Source organism: Burkholderia sp. 22088 (assembly GCF_052045915.1).
GTDB classification, from domain to species: Bacteria; Pseudomonadota; Gammaproteobacteria; order Burkholderiales; family Burkholderiaceae; genus Burkholderia; species Burkholderia cepacia.
Window position 1 is genome coordinate 333,895 of sequence record NZ_JBQEPY010000003.1, and the last position, 21,748, is coordinate 355,642.

The 21,748-nt window shown below is 65.8% G+C and carries 20 protein-coding genes and 1 pseudogene; 4 read left to right on the top strand and 17 right to left on the bottom strand.

Annotated features, from left to right (window positions below; translation table 11 throughout):
* Nucleotides 1–228: 228 nt before the first annotated feature.
* On the bottom strand, nt 229–432 hold the full coding sequence (locus ACTJLD_RS07355) for a cold-shock protein (RefSeq protein ID WP_027790965.1): 204 nt from the start codon (nt 430–432) through the stop codon (nt 229–231).
* A 376-nt stretch (nt 433–808) separates the two neighbouring features.
* Between ACTJLD_RS07355 and ACTJLD_RS07360 the strand changes: the two genes are divergently transcribed.
* From ACTJLD_RS07360 to ACTJLD_RS07370, 3 genes are all read left to right on the top strand, one after another.
* Entirely contained in the window at nt 809–1,720 is a 912-nt protein-coding gene (locus ACTJLD_RS07360) for a LysR substrate-binding domain-containing protein (RefSeq protein ID WP_027790964.1), read from the top strand.
* 123 nt (nt 1,721–1,843) lie between these two features.
* Nucleotides 1,844–3,160: an MFS transporter gene (locus ACTJLD_RS07365; protein WP_440658426.1), complete on the top strand. Its 1,317-nt coding sequence runs from the start codon at nt 1,844–1,846 to the stop codon at nt 3,158–3,160.
* A gap of 13 nt (nt 3,161–3,173) precedes the next feature.
* Complete coding sequence (locus ACTJLD_RS07370) at nt 3,174–4,415, top strand: metal-dependent hydrolase family protein (RefSeq protein ID WP_124674224.1); 1,242 nt, start codon at nt 3,174–3,176, stop codon at nt 4,413–4,415.
* Nucleotides 4,416–4,517: 102 nt separating this feature from the next.
* On the opposite strand, the pseudogene ACTJLD_RS07375 reads toward ACTJLD_RS07370, so the two are convergent.
* The 6 genes and pseudogenes from ACTJLD_RS07375 to ACTJLD_RS07400 all read right to left on the bottom strand — a co-directional run.
* Nucleotides 4,518–4,704, bottom strand: a pseudogene (locus ACTJLD_RS07375) (IS256 family transposase); the annotation flags it as partial.
* A gap of 42 nt (nt 4,705–4,746) precedes the next feature.
* A complete protein-coding gene (locus ACTJLD_RS07380) occupies nt 4,747–6,609 on the bottom strand; it encodes a methyl-accepting chemotaxis protein (protein ID WP_440658427.1) in 1,863 nt (620 codons plus the stop codon).
* 158 nt (nt 6,610–6,767) lie between these two features.
* Complete coding sequence (locus tag ACTJLD_RS07385; RefSeq protein ID WP_059693872.1) at nt 6,768–7,436, bottom strand: OmpA/MotB family protein; 669 nt, start codon at nt 7,434–7,436, stop codon at nt 6,768–6,770.
* Nucleotides 7,437–7,475: 39 nt separating this feature from the next.
* Nucleotides 7,476–8,240, bottom strand: a complete 765-nt coding sequence (locus ACTJLD_RS07390) for a flagellar motor protein (protein WP_027790960.1) — start codon at nt 8,238–8,240, stop codon at nt 7,476–7,478.
* A gap of 14 nt (nt 8,241–8,254) precedes the next feature.
* Nucleotides 8,255–9,499 (bottom strand): Crp/Fnr family transcriptional regulator, encoded by a 1,245-nt coding sequence (locus tag ACTJLD_RS07395; RefSeq protein WP_060194978.1) that lies wholly within the window; start codon nt 9,497–9,499, stop codon nt 8,255–8,257.
* Nucleotides 9,500–9,736: 237 nt separating this feature from the next.
* Nucleotides 9,737–10,399: a glutathione S-transferase family protein gene (locus tag ACTJLD_RS07400; RefSeq protein WP_060194980.1), complete on the bottom strand. Its 663-nt coding sequence runs from the start codon at nt 10,397–10,399 to the stop codon at nt 9,737–9,739.
* 277 nt (nt 10,400–10,676) lie between these two features.
* On the opposite strand from ACTJLD_RS07400, the gene ACTJLD_RS07405 reads away from it, so the two are divergent.
* Complete coding sequence (locus ACTJLD_RS07405) at nt 10,677–12,041, top strand: polyhydroxyalkanoate depolymerase (RefSeq protein ID WP_440658428.1); 1,365 nt, start codon at nt 10,677–10,679, stop codon at nt 12,039–12,041.
* A gap of 106 nt (nt 12,042–12,147) precedes the next feature.
* Here ACTJLD_RS07405 and ACTJLD_RS07410 read toward each other — a convergent pair whose 3' ends face one another.
* From ACTJLD_RS07410 to kdpB, 10 genes are all read right to left on the bottom strand, one after another.
* A complete protein-coding gene (locus ACTJLD_RS07410; protein WP_440658429.1) occupies nt 12,148–12,615 on the bottom strand; it encodes a DUF3761 domain-containing protein in 468 nt (155 codons plus the stop codon).
* Nucleotides 12,616–12,676: 61 nt separating this feature from the next.
* Nucleotides 12,677–12,814, bottom strand: coding sequence for an HHHH-motif protein (locus ACTJLD_RS07415; protein ID WP_185625755.1), 138 nt, complete (start codon nt 12,812–12,814; stop codon nt 12,677–12,679).
* A 334-nt stretch (nt 12,815–13,148) separates the two neighbouring features.
* Nucleotides 13,149–13,583 (bottom strand): cupin domain-containing protein, encoded by a 435-nt coding sequence (locus ACTJLD_RS07420; RefSeq protein ID WP_060083365.1) that lies wholly within the window; start codon nt 13,581–13,583, stop codon nt 13,149–13,151.
* A 74-nt stretch (nt 13,584–13,657) separates the two neighbouring features.
* Nucleotides 13,658–14,425 carry an ABC transporter ATP-binding protein gene (locus tag ACTJLD_RS07425; RefSeq protein WP_027790954.1) on the bottom strand — a complete coding sequence of 256 codons (768 nt, stop codon included), beginning with the start codon at nt 14,423–14,425 and terminating at the stop codon, nt 13,658–13,660.
* Between the two features lie 33 nt (nt 14,426–14,458).
* Nucleotides 14,459–15,172: an ABC transporter permease gene (locus ACTJLD_RS07430; protein ID WP_011355969.1), complete on the bottom strand. Its 714-nt coding sequence runs from the start codon at nt 15,170–15,172 to the stop codon at nt 14,459–14,461.
* Nucleotides 15,169–15,858, bottom strand: coding sequence for an ABC transporter permease (locus tag ACTJLD_RS07435; protein ID WP_027790953.1), 690 nt, complete (start codon nt 15,856–15,858; stop codon nt 15,169–15,171). Before ACTJLD_RS07435 ends, ACTJLD_RS07430 begins: the two co-directional genes overlap by 4 nt.
* Nucleotides 15,859–16,033: 175 nt before the next feature.
* A complete protein-coding gene (locus tag ACTJLD_RS07440; RefSeq protein WP_060083363.1) occupies nt 16,034–16,807 on the bottom strand; it encodes an ABC transporter substrate-binding protein in 774 nt (257 codons plus the stop codon).
* Between the two features lie 300 nt (nt 16,808–17,107).
* Nucleotides 17,108–17,860 (bottom strand): response regulator, encoded by a 753-nt coding sequence (locus tag ACTJLD_RS07445; RefSeq protein ID WP_060194983.1) that lies wholly within the window; start codon nt 17,858–17,860, stop codon nt 17,108–17,110.
* Nucleotides 17,857–19,563 (bottom strand): DUF4118 domain-containing protein, encoded by a 1,707-nt coding sequence (locus ACTJLD_RS07450; RefSeq protein WP_440658433.1) that lies wholly within the window; start codon nt 19,561–19,563, stop codon nt 17,857–17,859. Before ACTJLD_RS07450 ends, ACTJLD_RS07445 begins: the two co-directional genes overlap by 4 nt.
* 80 nt (nt 19,564–19,643) lie before the next feature.
* The gene (gene kdpB, locus ACTJLD_RS07455; protein WP_440658524.1) at nt 19,644–21,668 is read right to left on the bottom strand and encodes a potassium-transporting ATPase subunit KdpB; all 2,025 of its coding nucleotides are present in this window, start codon (nt 21,666–21,668) and stop codon (nt 19,644–19,646) included.
* Between the last annotated feature and the right edge of the window lie 80 nt (nt 21,669–21,748).

Consider the following 21,748-nt stretch of genomic DNA (forward strand, 5'->3'; position numbering starts at 1 on the left):
ACGCGCCGATTCAAAGCTATTGCAAGCTGAATCTGAAGCTTTCGGAAAACGAAAGTGAGGCGTTGCTGCCGGAGGGGGGAATGAAGTGCAACGAGGCGTGTGGCGCTTGGCGAGCTGCTGAATGAACAGATGCAGCTAAGAGCAATCGCGCCAACTTCAGGAGACGAAGCTCCGTGGGGGTGTCGCTGCGACCCGGCGTCCGTCGTGGGAGGCCGGGCCCTTCAAACTTTACAGCGGCGTGATGTTGGCCGCTTGCAGACCCTTCGGGCCCTGCTTCGTTTCGAAGCTCACTTTCTGGTTTTCAGCCAGCGTCTTGAAGCCGTCGGCACGAATTTCGGAGAAGTGGGCGAACAGGTCGTCACCGCCGTTATCCGGCGTGATGAAGCCAAAACCCTTGCTGTCGTTGAACCACTTGACGATACCGGTATCCATGAAGATTCCTTGAGAAAAAAATAGAGAGATTTGCGCCGTTGAAGAGCGCGTGAAGCGTCAAGGAGGGAGAGGACAACGAATACCGCTGTGGAAAGCGAGCAATTGATGAACAGCAATCGGACTTCTTGGACTTCGATGCGTACACTAACCGCCGGGCTGGCGCGCGTCAACTGCTAACTTGTAACTGTTTTACCTCGCGATCCGCCTTTCGGGCGAATCGATGTGGCCCCAACCGGCTGCGCGCCTTACCCGGCCGGGCGCGCGTTGCGCACAATCTCCGGACGAATACGCTGATCGGCAACGCCCTTCTCTCCTTGTGATTTCCGTTCGCTCAGTCCGTATCATGTCGGCAGCCCCCTCCGACTACCCGCCTGCCATGCGCATCACGCCTCTTCCGCCTCTACAGTGCCTGGTCGCGTTCGAAGCCGCCGTGCGACATGCGAGCTTCACGAAAGCCGCCGCCGAACTGCACCTGACCCAAAGCGCGATCAGCCGTCAGATTCAACAACTGGAAGAATTCCTCGGCCGCTCGCTGTTCGTCCGCGAGCATCGCTCGCTGCGGCTGACGATCGCCGGCGAGCAATACGCGGCGCAGGTCCACCATCTGCTCACCCAATGCGCGGAAGCCACGCACGACGTGATGAAACCGTACGGCGATCTCGAGCTGACGATCGCGTGCTCGTCCGGCGTTGCAGTGCTTTGGCTGACGCCGCGGCTGCCAGACTTTCGCGCCGCGTATCCGAACGTCAAGCTGCGCCTGATCGTGCGCGACGGCCTTGCGTCGATGTCGCCGGCGGAATTCGACGTCGGCGTCTACTACGTGCGCCAGCAGGCACCGGCCGAATACACCGCGCGCAAGCTCTTCGACGAGGAAGTGTTTCCCGTCTGCGCGCCGGGTTATCTGGCCGGCCGCACGCTGAACGCGGCCGACCTCGCGAACGAAACGCTGCTGCGCCTCGAAGACGGGCAGCGTCAATGGATGTCGTGGTCCGAATGGTTCGACATGAACGACGTCGACCGGCAAAAGGCGCAGCCGCAGGACATCACAATCAATTCGTATCCACAGATCGTGCAAATGACGATACTCAGCCAGGGCGTGTCGCTCGGCTGGCGCTACATGATCGACGCATGCATCGAAGCCGGGCTGCTCGTGCGCGTGACGGACGCGTCCGCAAGCCACGGCGGCGGCTATTACGTGATCTCGCCCAACGACCGCGCGCAGAACCACGCCGCCCGCCTGTTCACGCGTTGGCTGTTCGAACAGGCGGAGAAGCAGACCGCGTCCTGAGCGCAATGCATGCGTACAGCGCATGCGCGCATGCGAATCTTTCGTTTCAGAAAAAAATCCGGCTGTCCTTAGCATGAGATTCACGCGGGGCAGCCGTCCCGGCTTCTGACAAAGGAAGAGACCATGCAAGGAACGCTTTCCCCGCGCGCCGCGCCTGCCGTTGATGCGGCCGTGCAGCAACGCCGCCGCGCCATCGTCGCGACCGTGATCGGCAACGGCCTCGAATGGTTCGACTTCACCGTCTACAGCTTCTTCGCGGTGATCATCGCGAAGCTGTTCTTCCCGACCGGCAACGAACTGACGTCCGTGCTGCTGACCGTCGCGACGTTCGGCGTCGGCTTCTTCATGCGGCCGGTGGGCGGAATCGTGCTCGGCGTGTATGCGGACAAGGTCGGACGCAAGGCCGCGCTGTCGCTCACGATCCTGCTGATGGCGGCCGGCACCGCGCTCATCGGGATCGCGCCGACCTACGAACAGGCCGGCATCGCCGCGCCGATCCTGATCGTCGTCGCGCGGCTGCTGCAAGGTTTCTCGGCCGGCGGCGAGATGGGCGGTGCCACCGCGTTCCTCACCGAATACGCGCCGCCGGAGAAGCGCGCGTATTACTCCAGCTGGATCCAGTCGAGCATCGGCTTCGCGGTGCTGCTCGGCGCGGCGACCGGCACGTTCGTTACCACGTCGCTTGATACGCAGGCGCTGCACAGCTGGGGCTGGCGGCTGCCGTTCCTGCTCGGGATCATCGTCGGGCCGGTCGGTTACTTCATCCGCAGTCATATCGACGAGACGCCCGCGTTCAGCGCCGTCGAATCGCAGGCGAAGGAAAGCTCGCCGCTGAAGGAGGTGCTGTCGACCCACCCGCGCGAAACCTTCGCGAGTTTTTCGATGGTCATTCTGTGGACGGTCTGTACCTACGTGCTGCTGTTCTACATGCCGACGTATTCCGTGCGCACGCTGCATCTGCCGCAATCGACCGGCTTCGCGGCCGGCATGGTCGGCGGACTGATGATCATGTGCTGCTCGCCGATCGTCGGTCGGCTCGCCGACGTGTGGGGACGGCGCGTGTTCCTGTCCGGCTCAGCGCTCGCGATCCTCGTGCTGGCGTGGCCGATGTTCGCGTGGATCAACCATGCGCCCGGGTTCACGTCGCTGATCGTGTTCCAGGCCGTGTTCGGCGTACTGATTGCGACTTATACCGGGCCGATCCTTGCTGCGTTCGCGGAGCTGTTCCCGACCAAGGTGCTGTCGACCGGGCTTTCCGTCGCGTACAACTTCGCGGTGACGATCTTCGGCGGGTTCGCGCCGTTCCTGATCACATGGCTGATCGCCTGCACCGGCAGCAACATGGCGCCCGCGTTCTACGTGATGCTCGCGGCGGCCGTCAGTTTCGTCGGCACGCGCTTCGTGAAGGATGCGAAGCGTGCGGCCTCAACGACTCGATAAGGACATTTCTCCCATGACCATTACCGTGCTTCAAGGCGGCAACGTGCTCGACCTCGAACGAGGCGTGTTGCTCGAACATCATCATGTCGTGATCGAAGGCGAGCGGATCGTCGAAGTCACCGATCGGCCGGTGGATTTTCCGAATGCGCAGGTGATCGACGTGCGCGGCAAGACCGTGATGCCGGGGTTCATCGATTGCCATGTGCATGTGCTGGCTTCGAACGCAAACCTTGGCGCGAATGCGACGCAGCCGAATATTCTCGCGGCGATCCGGTCGCTGCCGATTCTCGATGCGATGTTGTCGCGCGGGTTTACCAGCGTGCGGGATGCGGGGGGCGCGGATTGGAGTTTGATGCAGGCGGTCGAGACGGGACTGATCCCGGGGCCGCGGATTTTTCCGTCGGGGAAGGCGTTGTCGCAAACCGGCGGACATGGGGATTTTCGTCCTCGGGGAGATTTGCTGGAGCCCTGCTCTTGCTGTTTCAGGACGGGGGCGATTGCGCGGGTTGTCGATGGGGTCGAAGGGGTACGGCTCGCCGTGCGTGAGGAGATTCAGAAAGGCGCGACGCAGATCAAGATCATGGCGTCAGGTGGCGTGGCTTCGCCGACTGATCCGATTGCGAACACGCAGTATTCGGAGGATGAGATTCGGGCGATCGTCGACGAGGCCGAGGCCGCGAATACGTATGTGATGGCGCATGCATATACGGGGCGGGCGATTGCGCGGGCGGTGCGATGCGGTGTGCGGACGATCGAGCATGGGAATCTCGTGGATGAGGCGGCCGCGAAGATAATGCACGAGCATGGGGCGTTCGTGGTGCCGACTCTCGTGACTTATGACGCGCTGGCCAAGCATGGCGCGGAGTTCGGGATGCCCGCCGACTCCGTCGCGAAGGTGGCTTCCGTGCAGCAGAAAGGACGCGAGTCGCTTGAGATCTATGCGAAGGCCGGCGTGAAGATGGGGTTCGGGTCGGATCTGCTGGGCGAGATGCACGCGTTTCAGTCCGGTGAGTTCCGGATTCGGGCGGAGGTGCTCGGGAATCTGGAAGCGCTCAGGTCAGCGACTACGGTGGCGGCGGAGATCGTGAATATGCCGGGGCAGCTTGGGGTGGTGGCCGTGGGTGCGATCGCCGACCTCGCCGTGCTCGATGGGAATCCGCTCGAGGATATCGGGGTTGTGGCCGATGAGGGAGCACGGGTCGAGTATGTATTGCAGCGGGGAACGATCGTGAAGCGGCGTGACAGCGGGCGTTGATGTGGCGCCGTGCGGCTATTTCGGCAAGCGCAGTGCAGCCTCGCGGGCCGTGCGACCGTGACAGTTCTTGAAGGTGGCAGTGGGTGTGAGGCGCGGCGTTCGCGGCTTGGCTTCGCCCTTCTCGTAACCCAAGTGGTGGATCGGTTCACCGCCCAGCGCGCTCGAAGATCGCCTTCTTGAGCGCCGCGAGCTGCTCGTTGATCGTTGCCCGATCCAGCGTTCCGGGCACCAGTTGCTTGATCAGTTCCGAGTCCAGGTTCAAGACTTTGCCCGGCTCAACCCACGGCAGCCGTCCCTCAGAAACGCTCCATTCTAAATCGCGAATCAGCCTTTATTCATCCACCTTGAAAGCCGACACGAGCCTCGTCAATTCCGCCGCCTGCTGCTTCAAACTCTCCGCCGCCGCTGCGCTTTCCTCGACCAAAGCCGCATTCTGCTGCGTCATCTGATCCAAAGACTGCACCGCATCGCCGATCTGATCGATCCCGGCGCTCTGCTCCAGGCTGGCTTCGGCGATCTCGCTCATCATCGCGCTCACGCCCTGCACCTGCGACACGACATCGCTCATCACCTTCCCCGCCTCGCTGACCAGCCGCGATCCGGCATTCACCGTGCCCGCGCTGTGCTCGATCAACGCCTTGATCTCCTTGGCCGCCTGCGCGCTGCGCTGCGCCAGATTCCGCACTTCCGAAGCGACAACAGCAAACCCGCGCCCCTGCTCCCCGGCCCGCGCCGCCTCGACGGCCGCATTCAGCGCGAGAATGTTCGTCTGGAACGAGATGCTGTCGATCATCACGATGATCTCGGAGATCCGCTGCGACGCGTCGCTGATCTGCTCCATCGTCGTCACGACCTCGCCCACCACCTGCCCGCCACGCGCCGCCGTATCCGCCGCGCCATTGATCATCTTCGCCGCGGTAGTCGCTGTCTCGGTGTTGTTGCGCACCACGGCCGTGATCTCTTCCATCGACGAAGCCGTCCGCTCCAGGTTGCTCGACTGCCCTTCGGTGCGTTCGCTGAGATCCGCATTCCCCGAAGCAATCTGCGCCGACCCGGTCGCAATCGAAGCCGAAGCCGAACGAATCCGATGAACGAGCGTCGATAACGACGACACGAACCGGTTGAACGCATCCGACAGCTGCCCGATCTCGTCCTCGTTCTCCACGGTCATGCGGCGCGTCAAATCGCCCTGACCGCTGGCGATCTCCGACAGCAGCGTAGCCGCCCGACGAATCGGAGCAGCAATCGCACGCCCCACCAGCCAGATCACGAGCAGCGCAACCCCGAGCCCCACCACCGCCGCAACCAATGCCGCGCTGCGAATCGCACGCGTCACCGGCCCGAGCAATTCGGCCTCCGGCACCTGAACAACCACATACGCATTCAGCTCCGGAATGAACGACGTCGCGATAAACCGCGCGCCGCCATCACCCTCATAGCTCAGGTACGCATACGGCTTGCCCGCAAGCAGCGTCGACGACGCATCGCCCGGCAGCCCCGGCTCATCCTTCAGAAAATGCTTGCCGTCGATCAGCGACGTATCGCGATGCATCATGATCGCGCCGTCGGGGCGCACGAGGTACGCAAACCCGGTCTCGCCAATCCGGTAAGCCGAGATCCCCTTCGCAAGCGCATCGACAGACAAGCTCATGCTCGCCGCGCCGACCGGCACGCCGTCGAGCTCGACGCGGCTGTTGATGAACATCATGTAGCCGCCGACGGTCACCTCGCGATCCATGTTCACGTCGAACGCCTTGCCGGACGACAGGAAGCCGGTCAGCCACTGATCCTTGTCGGTCACCTTCCGCTGCAGGCCGGATTCGTTGTAGTAGTTGCCGCTCTTCACGGACACCCACTGCACCGACGCGGCCTTCTGCTCGTCCTTCACGTTCTTCGCGAGCTGGATCCAGTTGCGCGTGCCGGCGTCGGGTTCGCCGTCGGCTTCCCATTGCAGCAGGAACGCGTCGCGCGCGAGAATCCGCGACGCGGCGATCGGCCCGGCCATCTGCCGCTGCACGTCGGCGCGGATGCCGTTCACGGCCGTCGGCAGCTCCTCGCGGACGACGCGATCGCGCACCGCGTTGCCGATCAGACGGATGCTGAGTCCGCTCGAGATCGCGACGAACACGAGCAGGCAACTCGTCATGCTGAGAATCAGCTTGTTCTGAATGGAAAGCTTGCGCCAGAAGTGCATGGGGAACCCTCGGTAACCGCTCGGTCTGAGCCAGTTTGGGTTATCGGCACGCACGCGCGGAACCGCATCGCGGATTTCAGATGTTCATCATGCGGGATTCGTTATGTTGTTATCAGGCGGGCATGGCCGGCCGCCTGTCGACTCGCGATCAGCGCAAATCAGTATGCGACGAAGATCGTGACACGCCGGTTTCGCGCCCGCGAAGCCGCATCGTCGCCCGCCACGAGCGGCTGCGTATCGGCTCGCCCGATCGCCGCCAGGCGATGCGGCGCCACGCCGCGCTCGGTCAGGTAGCGCACGACGCTCCCCGCACGCGCCGACGACAGCTCCCAGTTCGATTCGTATTTCGCGTTTGCGATCGGCAGGCTGTCGGTATGCCCTTCGACGAGGATGTCTCCGGTCGCGTGCTCGCTCAGCGCCTGCGCAATCTGGTTCAGCACCGGCGACGAATCAGGCAGCAAGCGCGCGTCGCCGACGTTGAACAGGATCTTCGCGTCGATGCCGATCTCGACACCATGCGGCGCCTTCACCAGCGAAATCCGGCCGTTCGACTTCAACGAATCGAGCAACGCGAGCCACGGCGGCGCACGATCGGGCGTAGCCGCATCGGCAGCGCTCGCGGCACCACCAGCCTGCCGCGCAAGCGTCTGGTACCGCGCGTCGAGCGCGTTGTATTTCGCGAGCTGGAGCACGTACAACGCGAGGAACAGCACCATCAGCGTCGTGATGAGATCCGCGTACGAAATCAGCCAGCGGCCGGACTGCGCGCCTTCGACTTCGTGGTCGTCGCGATCGGCGGCGGAGGCACCGTCAGTTCGAGCAGTCATGCGATTGGAAATCCCGGTTGGTCGTCCGACACACGCTCGTCACGCAAGCGATTCCACCGCGCGCCCGCGCACGTCGCCGGTCAGGCGCGTTTCGATCGTATGCGGCGATTCCTTGCGCGATATCGCCAGGAAACCGTCGAGATACAGCTTGCGAAACCGCAGCTCGCTGTCGATCTGCGCACGCAGCTTGCCGTAAAGCGGCAGGAACACGAGGTTCGCGAACGCCAGCCCGTACAGCGTCGCGATGAACGCGACCGCGATGCCCGGCCCGAGCTGCGCCGGTTCGAGCATGTGGCTCGTCACCTGCACGAGCCCGAGCACCGACCCGAGAATGCCGAACGTCGGCGCATATCCGCCCGCCTGCTGCCACACGCGCGCGGCCGCCAGGCGGCTGCGTTCGTACGCATCGAGTTCGCGCTGCAACGCGTCCTCGAGCACGGCGGTCGACACGCCGTTCGCCAGCAGTTCGAGCCCGCGGCGCGCGAACGGATGGATGCCGCTCACGTCCATCGATTCGAACGCGAGCAGCCCGTCGAGCTTCGCGCGGTCGCCCCATTCGAGCAGGTCGGACAGGTTCTTGCGATCGACCTCGCGCGCCCGCACGAACGCGAGCCGCAACTGTTTCACCGCGTCGAAGAAGCGTGCCCAGGTGTTCTGGATCATCACCGCGCCGAGCGTGCCGCCGAGCACGATGACGAGCGCCTCGAACTGGAACAGCATCGGGAAATGCCCGCCCTCGAGCGCGAAGCCGAACACGATCGCCGCGCCGCCCAGCACCACACCCGCCAGGGTCAACAGATCCATGCGCGCCCCCTTGGTCATGCATCCGATGCCGATGCGACGGGCGCGGTGCCCGCCGCCGGCGCCTTCGCCGCGCGAACGGCATCCAGCACGCGCCGCTCGATGTCCTCGATCTCGACCGGATCGAGCTTGAGCTCGCGACGCATCACCCAAGACACCTCGTTGCGCCGTGCCTCGGTCATCACGGAGAACAGCTTGTCGGCCACCGCGCGATCGTCGAGATTCGCGATCAGCTTCGCGAGATCGTAGGTGTCGAACGCGCTGATGACGTCGAACAGCGTGCGCTGGTCGATCCACACGAGATCCTCCAGCGCGCGCACGTCGCCGCCGCGACGCGCGTTGCGCCGCGAGAAGTACGCGACGCCCTTCTGCTCGACGTAACTGAGCACCTTCGATTTGCGGAACGCGAACACCTCGTCGGCAATCTCGCCGTTCGACAGCTTGTTGAGCAGCATCGTCTTCTCGACGCCGATCAGCGATTCGAGATCGGCGAGCTCGATGAGCTCGAGTTCGCTGTTGATCGACAGGTCGAGGTCATGATCGGCCACCTGTTGCGCGCGATCGATCACGCGCGCGGCGTCGAACGTGACGACCTGGCGCGCATCCGACGACGCCGCGTAATCGGCCGCCCCGCCGGCGTGGTCCGCCTGCGCTGCTTCGATCGTGACGAGATTGAGCTTCTCCATGCGTCGCAGCATCGCGAGCACGTGCGGCCGCGAGTGGCCGGCGATCGCGCGGCATTTGCGGATCACTTCGGCGAGCGGCACCGACGTTTCGGCCGCATGCGCCTGCATCGGCCGGCGCGTCCACGCGTCGCCGGCTTCGCGCGCATCGGCGCCCGCCATCAGCGCCAGCACATGCGCATACGACAGCACGCCCGGCATGAAGTCGGCATGCGTATAGGTCGCGAGCTGGTCGTCCTTGCGCTTCACGCGGCGGATCATCGTGCGCACGATATGACGCAGCAGCGCCGACACACGCTCGATTTCCTCGTCGAGCATGCCGGCCGGCACGACCGTCAGCTGACAGAATGAAAGCGCCTTCGCGGTATGGGCACGCGGCTCGGCCGCGAGCAACGCCGATTCACCGAAGAACTCGCCCCGACCGAGCGTCGCGACGACCACACGCTTGTCGTCGCATCGCGTGGACAGTTCGACCTTGCCGTCGGTGATCAGAAAGATGACGGGCTCGCCCGCAAAACCCTCGGAATAAATGATTTCCCCGGGCGCCGCCGTACGCGTCCACGATTGCTGACGATTCAAGTCGATTCCCCTGCTGCGCTGATTGTTGCGGACTGCGCGTCGCACGTCGGAAGCATGCGATCGCGAGTCGTCCCCGTGACTCGTTTACGTCATCGCGCTCAACATCCTTTAGGGCATTCGTCCTCGCGTCGAACCGAAATCAAGGTAAAACGTTTGCGCGTTACGCCGCCGGATCGAAACGTTCGTTTCGATGCCGGTGCGTGTAGTGCAATTGAAAGCGACGTGCGATCCCGCGCGTCAGAACTCCATGTCGAGTTCGTCGATGTCTTCGTGCTCCGCCTTCGCCGCATCGATCCACTCCGTCACGAACGGATGCGCGAGCACCTGCATGCAGTACTCGGCGATATCGGGCTCCAGCTTCACGTCGTAGGTCAGGAAGCGCGTGACGACCGGCGCATACATCGCGTCGGCGATCCCGATCTCCGCGCCGAACAACCAGGGGCCGCCGTACGCAGCCAGGCACTCGCGCCAGATCGTCACGATCCGCTCGATGTCGTGCTGCGCGCGCGACCAGATCCGGAAGCCGGGGAAATGCGCGCGCAGGTTCATCGGCAACGCGGATCGCAACGCGCTGAAACCGGAATGCATCTCGCCGCAGATCGACCGGCAATGCGCGCGCGCTCGCCGGTCTTCGGGCAGCAGCCGCGCCTGCGGCCGGATCTCGTTCAGGTATTCGGCGATCGCGAGCGTGTCCCACACCGTGTTGCCGTCGTGCGTCAGGCACGGCACGAGAATCGACGGCGACAGCAGCAGCAACTCCGCGCGCGACGTGGCATCGATCGGCACGCTGACCGTCTCGAACACGAGCCCGCTCAGCTTCGCGAGCAGCCAGCCGCGCATCGACCACGACGAGTAATTGCGGCTGCTGATGGTCAGCGTCGTCTGTCCGGTGACTTCCATGTCGCTCCCCTGTCCAAAACCGTTCGTGCCCCTGCACCGAAAACGGACGCCACGCGGCTCACCCGCACCATGCCGGTGCCGCGGATTCGCCGAACCGGCGCGGCAACGCACGCTGTCGCGGCGCCAGACCGGCGCCGCAACGCATCGCACGCGCCTGCCGGTTCTCGCGTGCCGCCTGCGGCGCCGCGCTTCCGAACCGCGTGCAACGCGCGTGCCAGCCGCGGGCTGGCACATGGCTTGCCTCGTTCGATGCAACGCGGCACAACGAGCAACGGCCATGAATCTGCTTGCCTATCCGTTCTATCAATGGTCTGCCGAATGCGTGCGCCCGGCGCGCGCATGGGCCGCGGCCGCCCGCGCGACGATGTCGCTGTGGCCACCCTCCACCGCGACGCCGACCGGCCGCATGCTCGACGCGCTGTGCGAACTGCTCGAATGCTGCGCGTTCTCGCACCGGCGTCCGCCGTTCGGCATCGCGTCGATCGTCGTCGACGGCAAAACGGTGCCGATCGTCGAGGAAGCCGCCGCAGCCAGCCCGTTCGGCACGCTGCTGCATTTCCGCAAGGCGCTGCCGGTCGCGCCCCAGCCGCGCGTGCTGATCGTCGCGCCGATGTCCGGGCATTTCGCGACGCTGCTGCGCGGCACGGTGCGCACGATGCTGGCCGATCACGACGTGTACATCACCGACTGGCACAACCCGCGCGACATCCCGCTGACGGCCGGGCGCTTCGGCTTCGACGAATACGTCATGCACGTGATCGACTTCATCCGCCAGATCGGCCCGGACGCGCACGTGCTCGCGATCTGCCAGCCGACCGTCGCCGCGCTCGCGGCGGTCGCACTGATGGCCGCCGGCGGCGATCCGGCGCAGCCCGCGAGCCTGACGCTGATGGCGGGGCCGATCGACTGCCGCGTGAATCCGACCAAGGTCAACGCGCTCGCGACGAGCCAGCCGATCGAATGGTTCGCGCGGAACCTGATCAGCGTCGTGCCGGCGGGCTTCGTCGGCGCGCAGCGATGCGTGTATCCGGGTTTCGTGCAGGTCGGCGCGTTCATGTCGATGAATCCCGATCGCCACGCGGCGTCGTTTGCCGACCTGTATTACGAGCGCGCGAAAGGCGACCCGGCGAAAGCCGACACGCTGCGGCACTTCTACGACGAATACTTCGCCACCGCCGATCTCACCGCGGAGTTCTATCTGGAAACGGTCGAGAAGGTGTTCCAGCAATACGCGCTCGCGCGCGGCGAGCTGACGGTCGGCGACCGGCTCGTCGAGCCGGCGGCGATTCATCGCACCGCGCTGTTGACGATCGAAGGCGAGAAGGACGATATCTGCGCGGTCGGCCAGACGGTCGCCGCGCAGGAGCTGTGTTCGGGATTGCCGTCGTACCTGAAGACGCACCACGTGCAGACCGGGGCGGGCCACTACGGCGTGTTCAACGGCAGCCGCTGGGAAACGCAGATCTATCCGATCGTGCGCGCGACGATCCATGACAACGAGCCGTACGATCGCACCGCGGGCGCGGAAGGCGACGCGGACGGCACGCACTACGTGACGCTGCGGGCGCTGCTCGATGCACGCGCAGCGGCGCACGATGGCGCGACCGATACGACCGCCGCGGCGTCGGATCAAGCCCGCTGAAACCGGACGGCGCTGAAAACGAATCGCCCCGCCGGGGTTGGCGGGGCGTGAGTGGCCGCAGCGTGCGGACGACGCGCGAGGAAGCGGGCTCGCGCGTCGGCCTGCGTTACGAACAGGCCTTGCCGTGCGACGCGTGGTAGCCCTTCGCCTTCGCATCGGCTTCCGACATGTAGCTGCCGTGCTTCGTCTTGCCGTAATACTTGTCGGTCGAGCAGTGATAGACCTTCGTGCTGTCGTTGACCCACACCTTGCCCGGGCCGCCGCCCGGCGCTGCCGCCGCGGTCGTCGCGGCCGCGCTCTTCGCCGGCGCGATGCCGGATGCGGCGGCAGCGGAGGCCGCCGTTGCCGGCGCCGCGGCCGGTGCGCTCGCGGCTGCCGCCGACGAGGCGCCGTACCAGGTCTTCACGCCCTTATGGCCCGCGCATGCGCCCTTCTTCGACGCGCCCGAGTAGAACGAGCCGTCCTTGCACAGACCGGTCGTGCCGGCCGGCGCGCTGGCCGGCACCTGCGCGTACGCACCGATCGACAACCCCATGCCGGCGACCAGCGCGGCGATCAACATCGTTTTTTTCATGGTCCTCTCCTGATTTGCCTGACTGAAGAATGCGTTCCGGGTCGCCCCGGAAAATCCGCGCTTACCGCACCCAGCGGCACACGCGATGGTGGTGATGATCGACGTGGCACACACGATGCGAATGCGCTTCGGCAAGCGCCGGAACAAGAACCGCACATGCCGCTGCGGTAGCCGTCAGGATCTTCGCGATGCGCTTCATGAAACTCTCCCGGGTAGGTCAACCGGCGATCCGGCTGGTACCTCCTTAACGCCGGTCGTCGGCAGGCCGTGCACCGCCGCCCCGCGCAATTGACGATCTTTGACATCGCGGCGCGGCCAGCGCGTCGAAGCTGACGAATGTCTTTCTTTTCTTTCCGGATCTTCAGCTTCCCGACCGTTCGGAATTCGAAAGAACGTTGCCGGGGAAGGGGAAACGTGCCGCAGGCGTGATCGGTACGCACGGAAGCTTCCAGGCAGCGCGCAACGAAAAAACCGCCCGAAGGCGGTCTGATGCAAGCGTGCGCGTGATGCGCGCCCAGGGGGCAACCGGGCAGCTACGCGCCCGCCTCCCCCCACGGTGTCGGCGGCGGCACGGCGCACGGCCCGTCGACGTCGATCGACTTGAAATCGGCGGGCCCGACGATCTCCAGGTATTCCATGTCAGGCGAGTAGTCGAACAGATAGTGGACGATCCCCGGCGCCTGATGCACGCAGTCGCCGGCCGCCACCAGCGTCTCCCGTTCGCCGTACATGAAGCGCGCCCAGCCCTTCAGCATGATCACGATATGGAACTCGGCCTCGTGACGGTGCCAGCCGGTGCCCGCCTCCGGTGCATGATTCGCCCTGACGAGTTGCGCGACGACCTTGCCGTTCGTCGCGGCCGCGATGCCGAGATCGCGATACAGGAAGAAGTCGCGCAGGCCTTCGCCGCGATACGCGGTGTCCTGCGGCTTCACATGGGAAAAAGCGGTGGTGGTCTGCTCGCTCATCGCAGTGCTCCTTCATCGAAAGGATCCCGCGTGACAAGCATTTAGCGTTCCACCCTGCACCACCGCCCGCCTGCTTACTTCAGCCGCCCCGACAGGAACTGCCCGAGCCGTTCGCTTTTCGGATTCACGAGAATCTCCTGCGGATTCCCTTCCTCCTCGATCTTTCCCTGATGCAGGAAGATCACATGATTCGACACGTTGCGCGCGAAGCCCATCTCGTGCGTGACGACGACCATCGTGCGGCCTTCCTCGGCGAGCTTCTGCATCACCTTCAGCACTTCGCCCACCAGCTCCGGATCGAGCGCCGACGTCGGCTCGTCGAACAGCATCACTTCCGGCTCCATCGCGAGCGCGCGTGCAATGGCCACGCGCTGCTGCTGGCCGCCCGACAGGTGCGACGGATACATGCCCTCGACGCGCGGCGCGAGGCCGACCTTCTCCAGGTACTTGCGCGCCCGCGCGATCGCCTCGTCCCTGCTCACCCCGAGCACGGCCATCGGCGCTTCGATCACGTTCTCGAGCACCGTCATGTGCGCCCACAGGTTGAAGTGCTGGAACACCATCGACAGCTTGGTGCGCATCCGCTGCAGCTGCTTCTGGTCGGCCACGCGCAGCGAGCCGTTGCGGTCGCGCGTGGTCTCGATCGGCTCGCTGCCGATCGTGATCTGCCCCGAGCACGGCTGCTCGAGGAAGTTGATGCAGCGCAGGAACGTGCTCTTGCCGGAGCCGCTCGAGCCGATGATGCTGATCACGTCGCCGGCCTTCGCCTTCATCGACACGCCCTTCAACACCTCGTTGTCGCCGAACTTCTTGTGCAGGTTGTCAACGGTAAGCTTGTACATGCTGGGTCCTTCCTTGCGAATCTTGCGAATGCGTTAATGGCCGCGCGGCGAGAGGTACGCGAGCCAGCGCGTCTCGAGCTTGCGGAACGCCCAGATGAGCGTGAACACGACGACGGCGTACAGCACGGCCGCGATGCCGTAGGCCTGGAACGACATGTACGTCGCCGAATTGACGTCGCGCGTGACCTTCAGGATGTCGGGCACGGTCGCGGTGAACGCGAGCGTCGTCGCGTGCAGCATCAGGATCACTTCGTTGCTGTAGCTCGGCAGCGAGCGGCGCAGCGCGGACGGCAGGATGATCCGCGTATAGAGCTTGAAGCGCGACATCCCGTAGGCCATGCCGGCCTCGATCTCGCCGGCCGACGTCGCCTTGATCGCGCCCGCGAAGATCTCCGTCGCATACGCGCATTCGTTCAGCACGAACGCGAGCAGCGTGCAGTTCATCGCGTTGCGGAAGAACGTGTCGAGCAGCACGTGGTTGTGCACGACCTGCAGGCTGTAGATGCCCGTGTAGCACATCAGCAGCTGCACGTAGAGCGGCGTGCCGCGAAACACGTACGTATAGAGCCACACCGGGCCCGAGATCCAGCGGTTCGACGACGCGCGCGCGATCGCGAGCGGCACGGCGAGCGCGAAGCCCAGCGCAATCGACACGACCAGCAACCACAGCGTGATCGCGAGGCCGCTGAAGCGGTAGCCGTCGGTGTAGAGATAGCTTTGCCAGTACTGGCTGACGAGTTCGATCACAGTGCGAGCCTCCGGACGCCGACGGAATAACGCTTCTCGAGGTGATGCAGCACGACGTTGGACACCGTCGTGATCGCGAGGTAGATCGCGCCTGCCGCAAGCGTGAAGAAGAAGAAATCGAGCGTGCTCTTGCCCGCGTCCTGCGACGCCTTGACGACGTCGGCGAGGCCGATGATCGACACGAGCGCGGTGGCCTTCACGAGCACCTGCCAGTTGTTGCCGATGCCCGGCAGCGCGAAGCGCATCATCTGCGGGAACAGGATGCGGCGGAACACGCGCCAGCCGCTCATCCCGTACGCGAAGCCCGCTTCGAGCTGGCCGCGCGGCACCGACAGGAACGCACCGCGGAACGTCTCGGTGAAGTACGCGCCGTAGATGAAGCCGAGCGTGATGACGCCCGCCACGAACGGGTCGATGTCGATCTGGTCCCAGCCGAGCATGTCGGTGAAGTTGTTCAGCAGGATCTGGATCCCGTAGAACAGCAGCAGCATCAGCACGAGATCCGGCACCGCGCGGATCAGCGTCGTGTAGAAGGTGCCGATCGACTTGAGCACGCGGTTCGTCGACAGCTTGGCGCTCGCACCGATGAGGCCCAGAACGAGCGACGCGGCCAGCGACAGCACCGCGAGCTTCACGGTCTCGACCGTGCCGGCCCACAGAAGCGGGCCAAATCCTTGGAAGATCATAGAAGGGATCCAGAACGAAGTGGCTGGATTGTCAATAGCCATTAACCGCGCATCAAACGATATCTGCGCACTACCTGATGCGACCCGCTCATCAAGCCGGACGCATCCCGTGAAGCGGATTGCACCCGGCACCGGATGCGGCGCGCGCCGCAGGCGATGCGCGCCGCACGGACGGTCAGCCGCCGTAGACGTCGAATGCGAAGTACTTCTTCTCGAGCTTCTTGTACGTGCCGTCCTTGATGATGTCGGCGATCGCGTGGTCGATCTTCGCCTTCAGGTCGGCGTCGTCCTTGCGCAGCCCGATGCCGGCGCCGTTGCCGAGCGTCTTCGGATCGTCGATGTCCTTGCCGGCGAAGTCGAAGCTCGCGCCGCGCGGCGTCTTCAGGAAACCGATGTCGGCCTGCACCGCGTCCTGCAGCGCCGCGTCGAGGCGGCCCGACATCAGGTCCTGGTACACGCCGTCCTGGTTCTGGTAAGGCACGACCCGCACGCCCTTCGGCGCCCAGTACGTCTTCGCGTAGGTTTCCTGGATGGTGCCCTGCTCGACGCCGACCGACTTGCCCTTCAGCGATTCGGCCGTCGGCTGCAGGTTCGCGCCCTTCTTCGCGACGAGGCGCGTCGGCGTGTTGAACAGCTTGTCGGAGAACGCGATCTGCTCGGCACGCGCCGGCGTCATCGACATCGACGACAGCACGCCATCGAACTTCTTCGCCTTCAGCGCGGGAATCATCCCGTCGAAGTCGTTCTCGATCCACACGCACTTCGCCTTCAGGCGGGCGCAGATCTCGTTGCCGAGATCGACGTCGAAGCCGACGACCTTGCCGCTTGTGTCCTTCGATTCGAACGGCGGATAGCTGGCGTCGACGCCGAACCGGATCGTCGACCAATCCTTGGCGTGGGCACCGACCGCGATGCAGGCGAGGGCAATACTGAGCGCGAGTTTCTTCATGACGTTCCTGTCGTGGACGAACTGGGCAAGGGTCCCGTCGGACAGCCCGCACCGGCGCGGCCGGCACGGCGCCCCGCCGTGAACCCTTCCAACCCGGGCATCGCCTCGTCCGGCGACCGCCCAAGTTGTACATACAACTTTGCCCGCGCAGGCGCACCACCAGCAATCCGTGTTTATCTCTAATTGTCGGCGGATTATGGCCGTGGGTCGTAAATTCCCTTCAATTTCAATTAATTACGAATTACATCGAGCTAAACGACAGCTTTCTCCGCGTGCAGGCTGGTGGCCGGGAGCGGGTTTTCACCTGTCTAGACCTGCCGACGCCGCATCACGCTGCCCGTCCGTCATGCCGACCGTTTCCAGACCGACCAGCCGGTAGCCGAACTGCAGTTCCGTCAACAGGTGCCGCGGGTGTGCCGGCACCGGTTCGAGCTTCTGCCGCAGGTTCGTCATGTACACGCGCACGTAGTGCGCGCGTTCCGCGTCGTGGATCCCCCACACCTCGGCCAGCAATTGCCGCGCGGCGACCACGCCGCCGCGCGCGCGAATCAGCGCGGCGAGCAGCCGGAATTCGAGGCGCGTCAGATGAACCGGTTCGCCGCCGCGGGCGACTTCGTGCTTGCCGAGATCGACGGTCACGTCGCCGAAGCGCACGATCGACGACGATTGCCCGTCCGCCGACACGAACGCCGCGCGCCGCAACTGCGCGCGCGCCCGCGCGAGCAGTTCGGGCACGCCGAACGGCTTCGGCAGGTAATCGTCCGCGCCCGCGTCGAGCGCCGCGACCTTCTCCACCTCCTGCTGCCGCGCCGACAGCACGATCACCGGCACCGTCGACCATTCGCGCAGTTCGCGGATGAACGTCTTGCCGTCGTCGTCCGGCAGCCCGAGATCGACGATCACGAGATCGGGCTTGCTGCTCGACGCGTACATCCGCGCCTCGCGGGCCGTCGACGCCTCGCAGGTGTCGAGCCCCTCCTGTTCCAGTGCCATCCGCACGAAACGGCGGATGTCCGATTCGTCCTCGACGATAAGTACGCGCGATCTGATCATGTCCGGCTCTCGTGTTCGATGTCGGGTGGCGCACCCAGTGGCAGGCGAATCTCGAACCGCGCGCCGTGCGGATCGAGCGGCACCGCGCGGATCGAGCCGCCGTGCGCGTTGACGATGCTGCGGCACAGCGCGAGCCCGAGCCCCACGCCGCTGATCGACGATTCCTTGCGCTCGCGCTCGAACGGCTCGAACAGCGGCTCGGTGTTGCGCGCGACGAAGCCGGGCCCGTCGTCCTCGACGAACACGTACAGCGTTTCGCCGAACACGCGTGCGCGCACCGCCACGGCCGCATCCGCGCCCGCGTACTTCGCCGCGTTGTCGAGCAGGTTCATCAGCACGCGCTCGATCAGCAGCGCGTCGACGTCGATCAGCGGCAGGTCGGCCGGCAGGTCGGCACTCACGTCGCGGCCGGCCAGCACGCCGGCCGAATGCGCGAGCGCGCTGCCGACGATCTCGTCGAGCATGTGCCACTCGCGATTCAGCCGCACGCCCTCGCTCTGCATGCGCGCGAGATCGAGCAGGTTCACGACGAGCCCGTGCAGCGCCTCGGCCTGGTTGCGGATGCCGTGCGCGAGCGCGGCCGGCTGCCCGTCGGCCAGCCGCTCGGGCCGCTCCAGCGTTTCTGCGAGCCCGCGGATCGCGGTCAGCGGCGTCTTCAGGTCGTGCGACACGGCGGCGAGCAGCGCGTTGCGCAGCCGCTCGCCCTCGATCCGGACGAGCGTGTGCTGCGCGACGCCGACGTAGTGCACGCGTTCGAGCGCCATCGCGATCGACGAACACAGCGCGTCGATCAGGCGGCGATCGTCAGGGTCCGTGGATACCGGCTGCGCGTCGCCGAACAGCACGAGCACGCCGCGCACGCGCATCGGCGCCTTCAGCGGCAGGTATTGCGCGGCCGCGCGCTCGAACGGCGGCAGCCCGCACCCGGCGCCGCGCGCGCGCTCGTAGGCCCAGCGCGCGATCGGCGCTTCGACGAACGCGGCGTGCGGCGCCGGCATCAGACGGTCGTCCGCGTCGGGCAGCACGAGCGCGACGCGCACGCCGAGCAGCGGCGCGATCGTGCCGGTGCAGATCGACGCGATCTGTTCGGTTCCGATCGCCGCCGACAGATCATGCGCGACACGCGCGAGCGCGGCCGAGCGCTTCTCGTTCGCGCGCGCGGCCCGCGCCTCCGCGCGCAAGCGTGCCGCGAGCTGGCCGATCGCGAGCGCGACGGCGAGCATCAGTGCGAACGTGAACACGTACTGCGTATCGGACACCGCGAACGACAGCCTCGGCTCGACGAAGAAGAAGTCGAAGCAGCCGACGCAGACGAACGCGGCCCACGCGCCGGCCAGCCGGCCGAGCCGCAGCGCGATCAGCACGACGGTCATCAGGAACAGCATCACGACGTTCGACAGGTCGAACACGCGCAGCAGCGCGCTCGCCGCCAGCGTCGCAAGCGCGCACACGAGCGTGGCGAGCAGCAGCGGCACCGCGTACTGCGACATCCACACGTGCGTACGCGGGTGCGCCTCACGCACGGCCAGCGCCGGCCGCGTATCGGGCCCCGCGCCCGCGATGCGGTCGGCCAGCGCCGCGCACGCGCGCAGCACGGCTCGCCAGCGGTCGCGGCGCGCGCCGGCCCCGCTGCGGCGGGCAGCGATGTCCCGCCGCCCCGTTGCCCGTCGATTCGCATCCTTCACGTTCACATTCACATCCATGATCGCTTCCGGCAATTGAAACGCCGAACGGCCCCGCGCACGCCGCGAAGGCGTGAGCGGGGCCGCGACGGCGCGTTCGGTCAGATAAACGGCGTCAACAGCATGTCGATCAGCTTGATGCCGATGAACGGTGCGACGATTCCGCCCACGCCGTAGATCAGCAGGTTGCGCCCCAGCAGCTTCCCGGCAGGTTCCGCGCGATACTTCACGCCCTTCAGCGCGAGCGGGATCAGCGCGACGATGATCAGCGCATTGAAGATCACCGCCGACAGGATCGCCGACGTCGGGCTGTGCAGGCCCATCACGTTCAGCGCGCCGAGCGCCGGATAGGTCGCGACGAACGCGGCCGGGATGATCGCGAAATACTTCGCGAGATCGTTGGCGACGCTGAACGTGGTCAGCGCGCCGCGCGTCATGATCATCTGCTTGCCGACCTCGACCACCTGCATCAGCTTCGTCGGGTTGCTGTCGAGGTCGACCATGTTGGCCGCCTCCTTCGCCGCCTGCGTGCCGCTGTGCATCGCGACGGCCACGTCGGCCTGCGCGAGTGCGGGCGCGTCGTTGGTGCCGTCGCCCGTCATCGCGACGAGATGGCCCTTCGCCTGGTGCTCGCGGATCAGCCGCAGCTTGTCCTCGGGCGTCGCTTCGGCCAGGTAGTCGTCGACGCCGGCTTCCGCCGCGATCGCGGCCGCGGTGAGCCGGTTGTCGCCGGTGATCATCACGGTCTTCACGCCGACCTTGCGCAACTCGGCGAAGCGCGCGGCGATCCCGTGCTTGACGATGTCCTTCAGCTCGATCGCGCCGAGCACGCGGGCGCCGTCGGCGACGACGAGCGGCGTGCCGCCGCGCCGCGCGATTTCGTTGACGGCCGTCTCGACCGCCTGCGGAAACACACCGCCGAGCGCATCGACGTGCGCGCGAATCGCCGACGCCGCGCCCTTGCGCACCTGCCGCCCGCCGATATCGAGGCCGCTCATCCGCGTGCGTGCGCTGAACGGCACGGCAAAACCGCCGTCGATCGTCTTGCCTTCCAGCGAGAACCGCTGTTTCGCGAGCGCGACGATCGAACGCCCTTCGGGCGTCTCGTCGGCAAGCGACGACAGCTGCGCGGCCTCGGCCAGCGCACGCTCGTCCACGCCCGGCGCCGGCCGGAACTGCACGGCCTCGCGGTTGCCGAGCGTGATCGTGCCGGTCTTGTCGAGCAGCAGCACGTCGACGTCGCCGGCCGCCTCGATCGCGCGGCCCGACGTCGCGAGCACGTTCGCGCGCATCATGCGGCTCATCCCCGCGATGCCGATCGCCGACAGCAGGGCGCCGATCGTCGTCGGGATCAGGCAGACGAGCAGCGCGATCAGCACGGTCAGGCTCACCGCTGAACCCGACGCGTTCAGCAGCACGCTGAACTGCGAGAACGGCAGCAGCGTCGCGCACACGAGCAGGAAGATGATCGTCAGCGCGACGAGCAGGATCGTCAGCGCGACTTCGTTCGGCGTCTTGCCGCGCTTCGCGCCCTCGACCATCGCGATCATCCGGTCGAGAAAGGCCTCGCCCGGCTGCGCGGTGATCTTCACGACGATCCAGTCGGACAGCACACGCGTGCCGCCCGTCACCGACGAAAAATCGCCGCCCGACTCGCGGATCACGGGCGCGGATTCGCCGGTAATCGCCGATTCGTCGACCGACGCGACGCCGTCAATCACTTCGCCGTCGGCGGGAATCGTGTCGCCGGCCTCGACGAGCACGATGCTGCCGGCCGCGAGTTCGTCGCTCGGCACGCGATGGCTGGTGCTGCCGTACCGCTTCGGCTCGTCGAGCACCTTCGCATACACGCGCTTGCGCGCCGCGCGCAGCGCGTCGGCCTGCGCCTTGCCGCGCCCTTCGGCCAGCGCCTCGGCCGCGTTCGCGAACAGCACGGTGAACCACAGCCAGCACGCGACCGCGAAGATGAAGCCGGCCGGCGCATCGCCCGCGCCGGTCAGCGCCTGCAGCCACAGCACGGTCGTGACGATGCTGCCGAGATAGACGACGAACATCACGGGATTCTTCAACTGCACGCGCGGCGCGAGCTTGCGGAAGGCCTCGCGCAGCACGGCCGTCCGGCGCATCGGCGGCACGGCGCCGACCGGGAGCGCCGCCGGATTGATCGGGGTTTCGATATGGGACATGAGTGACTCCGTGGTTCCTG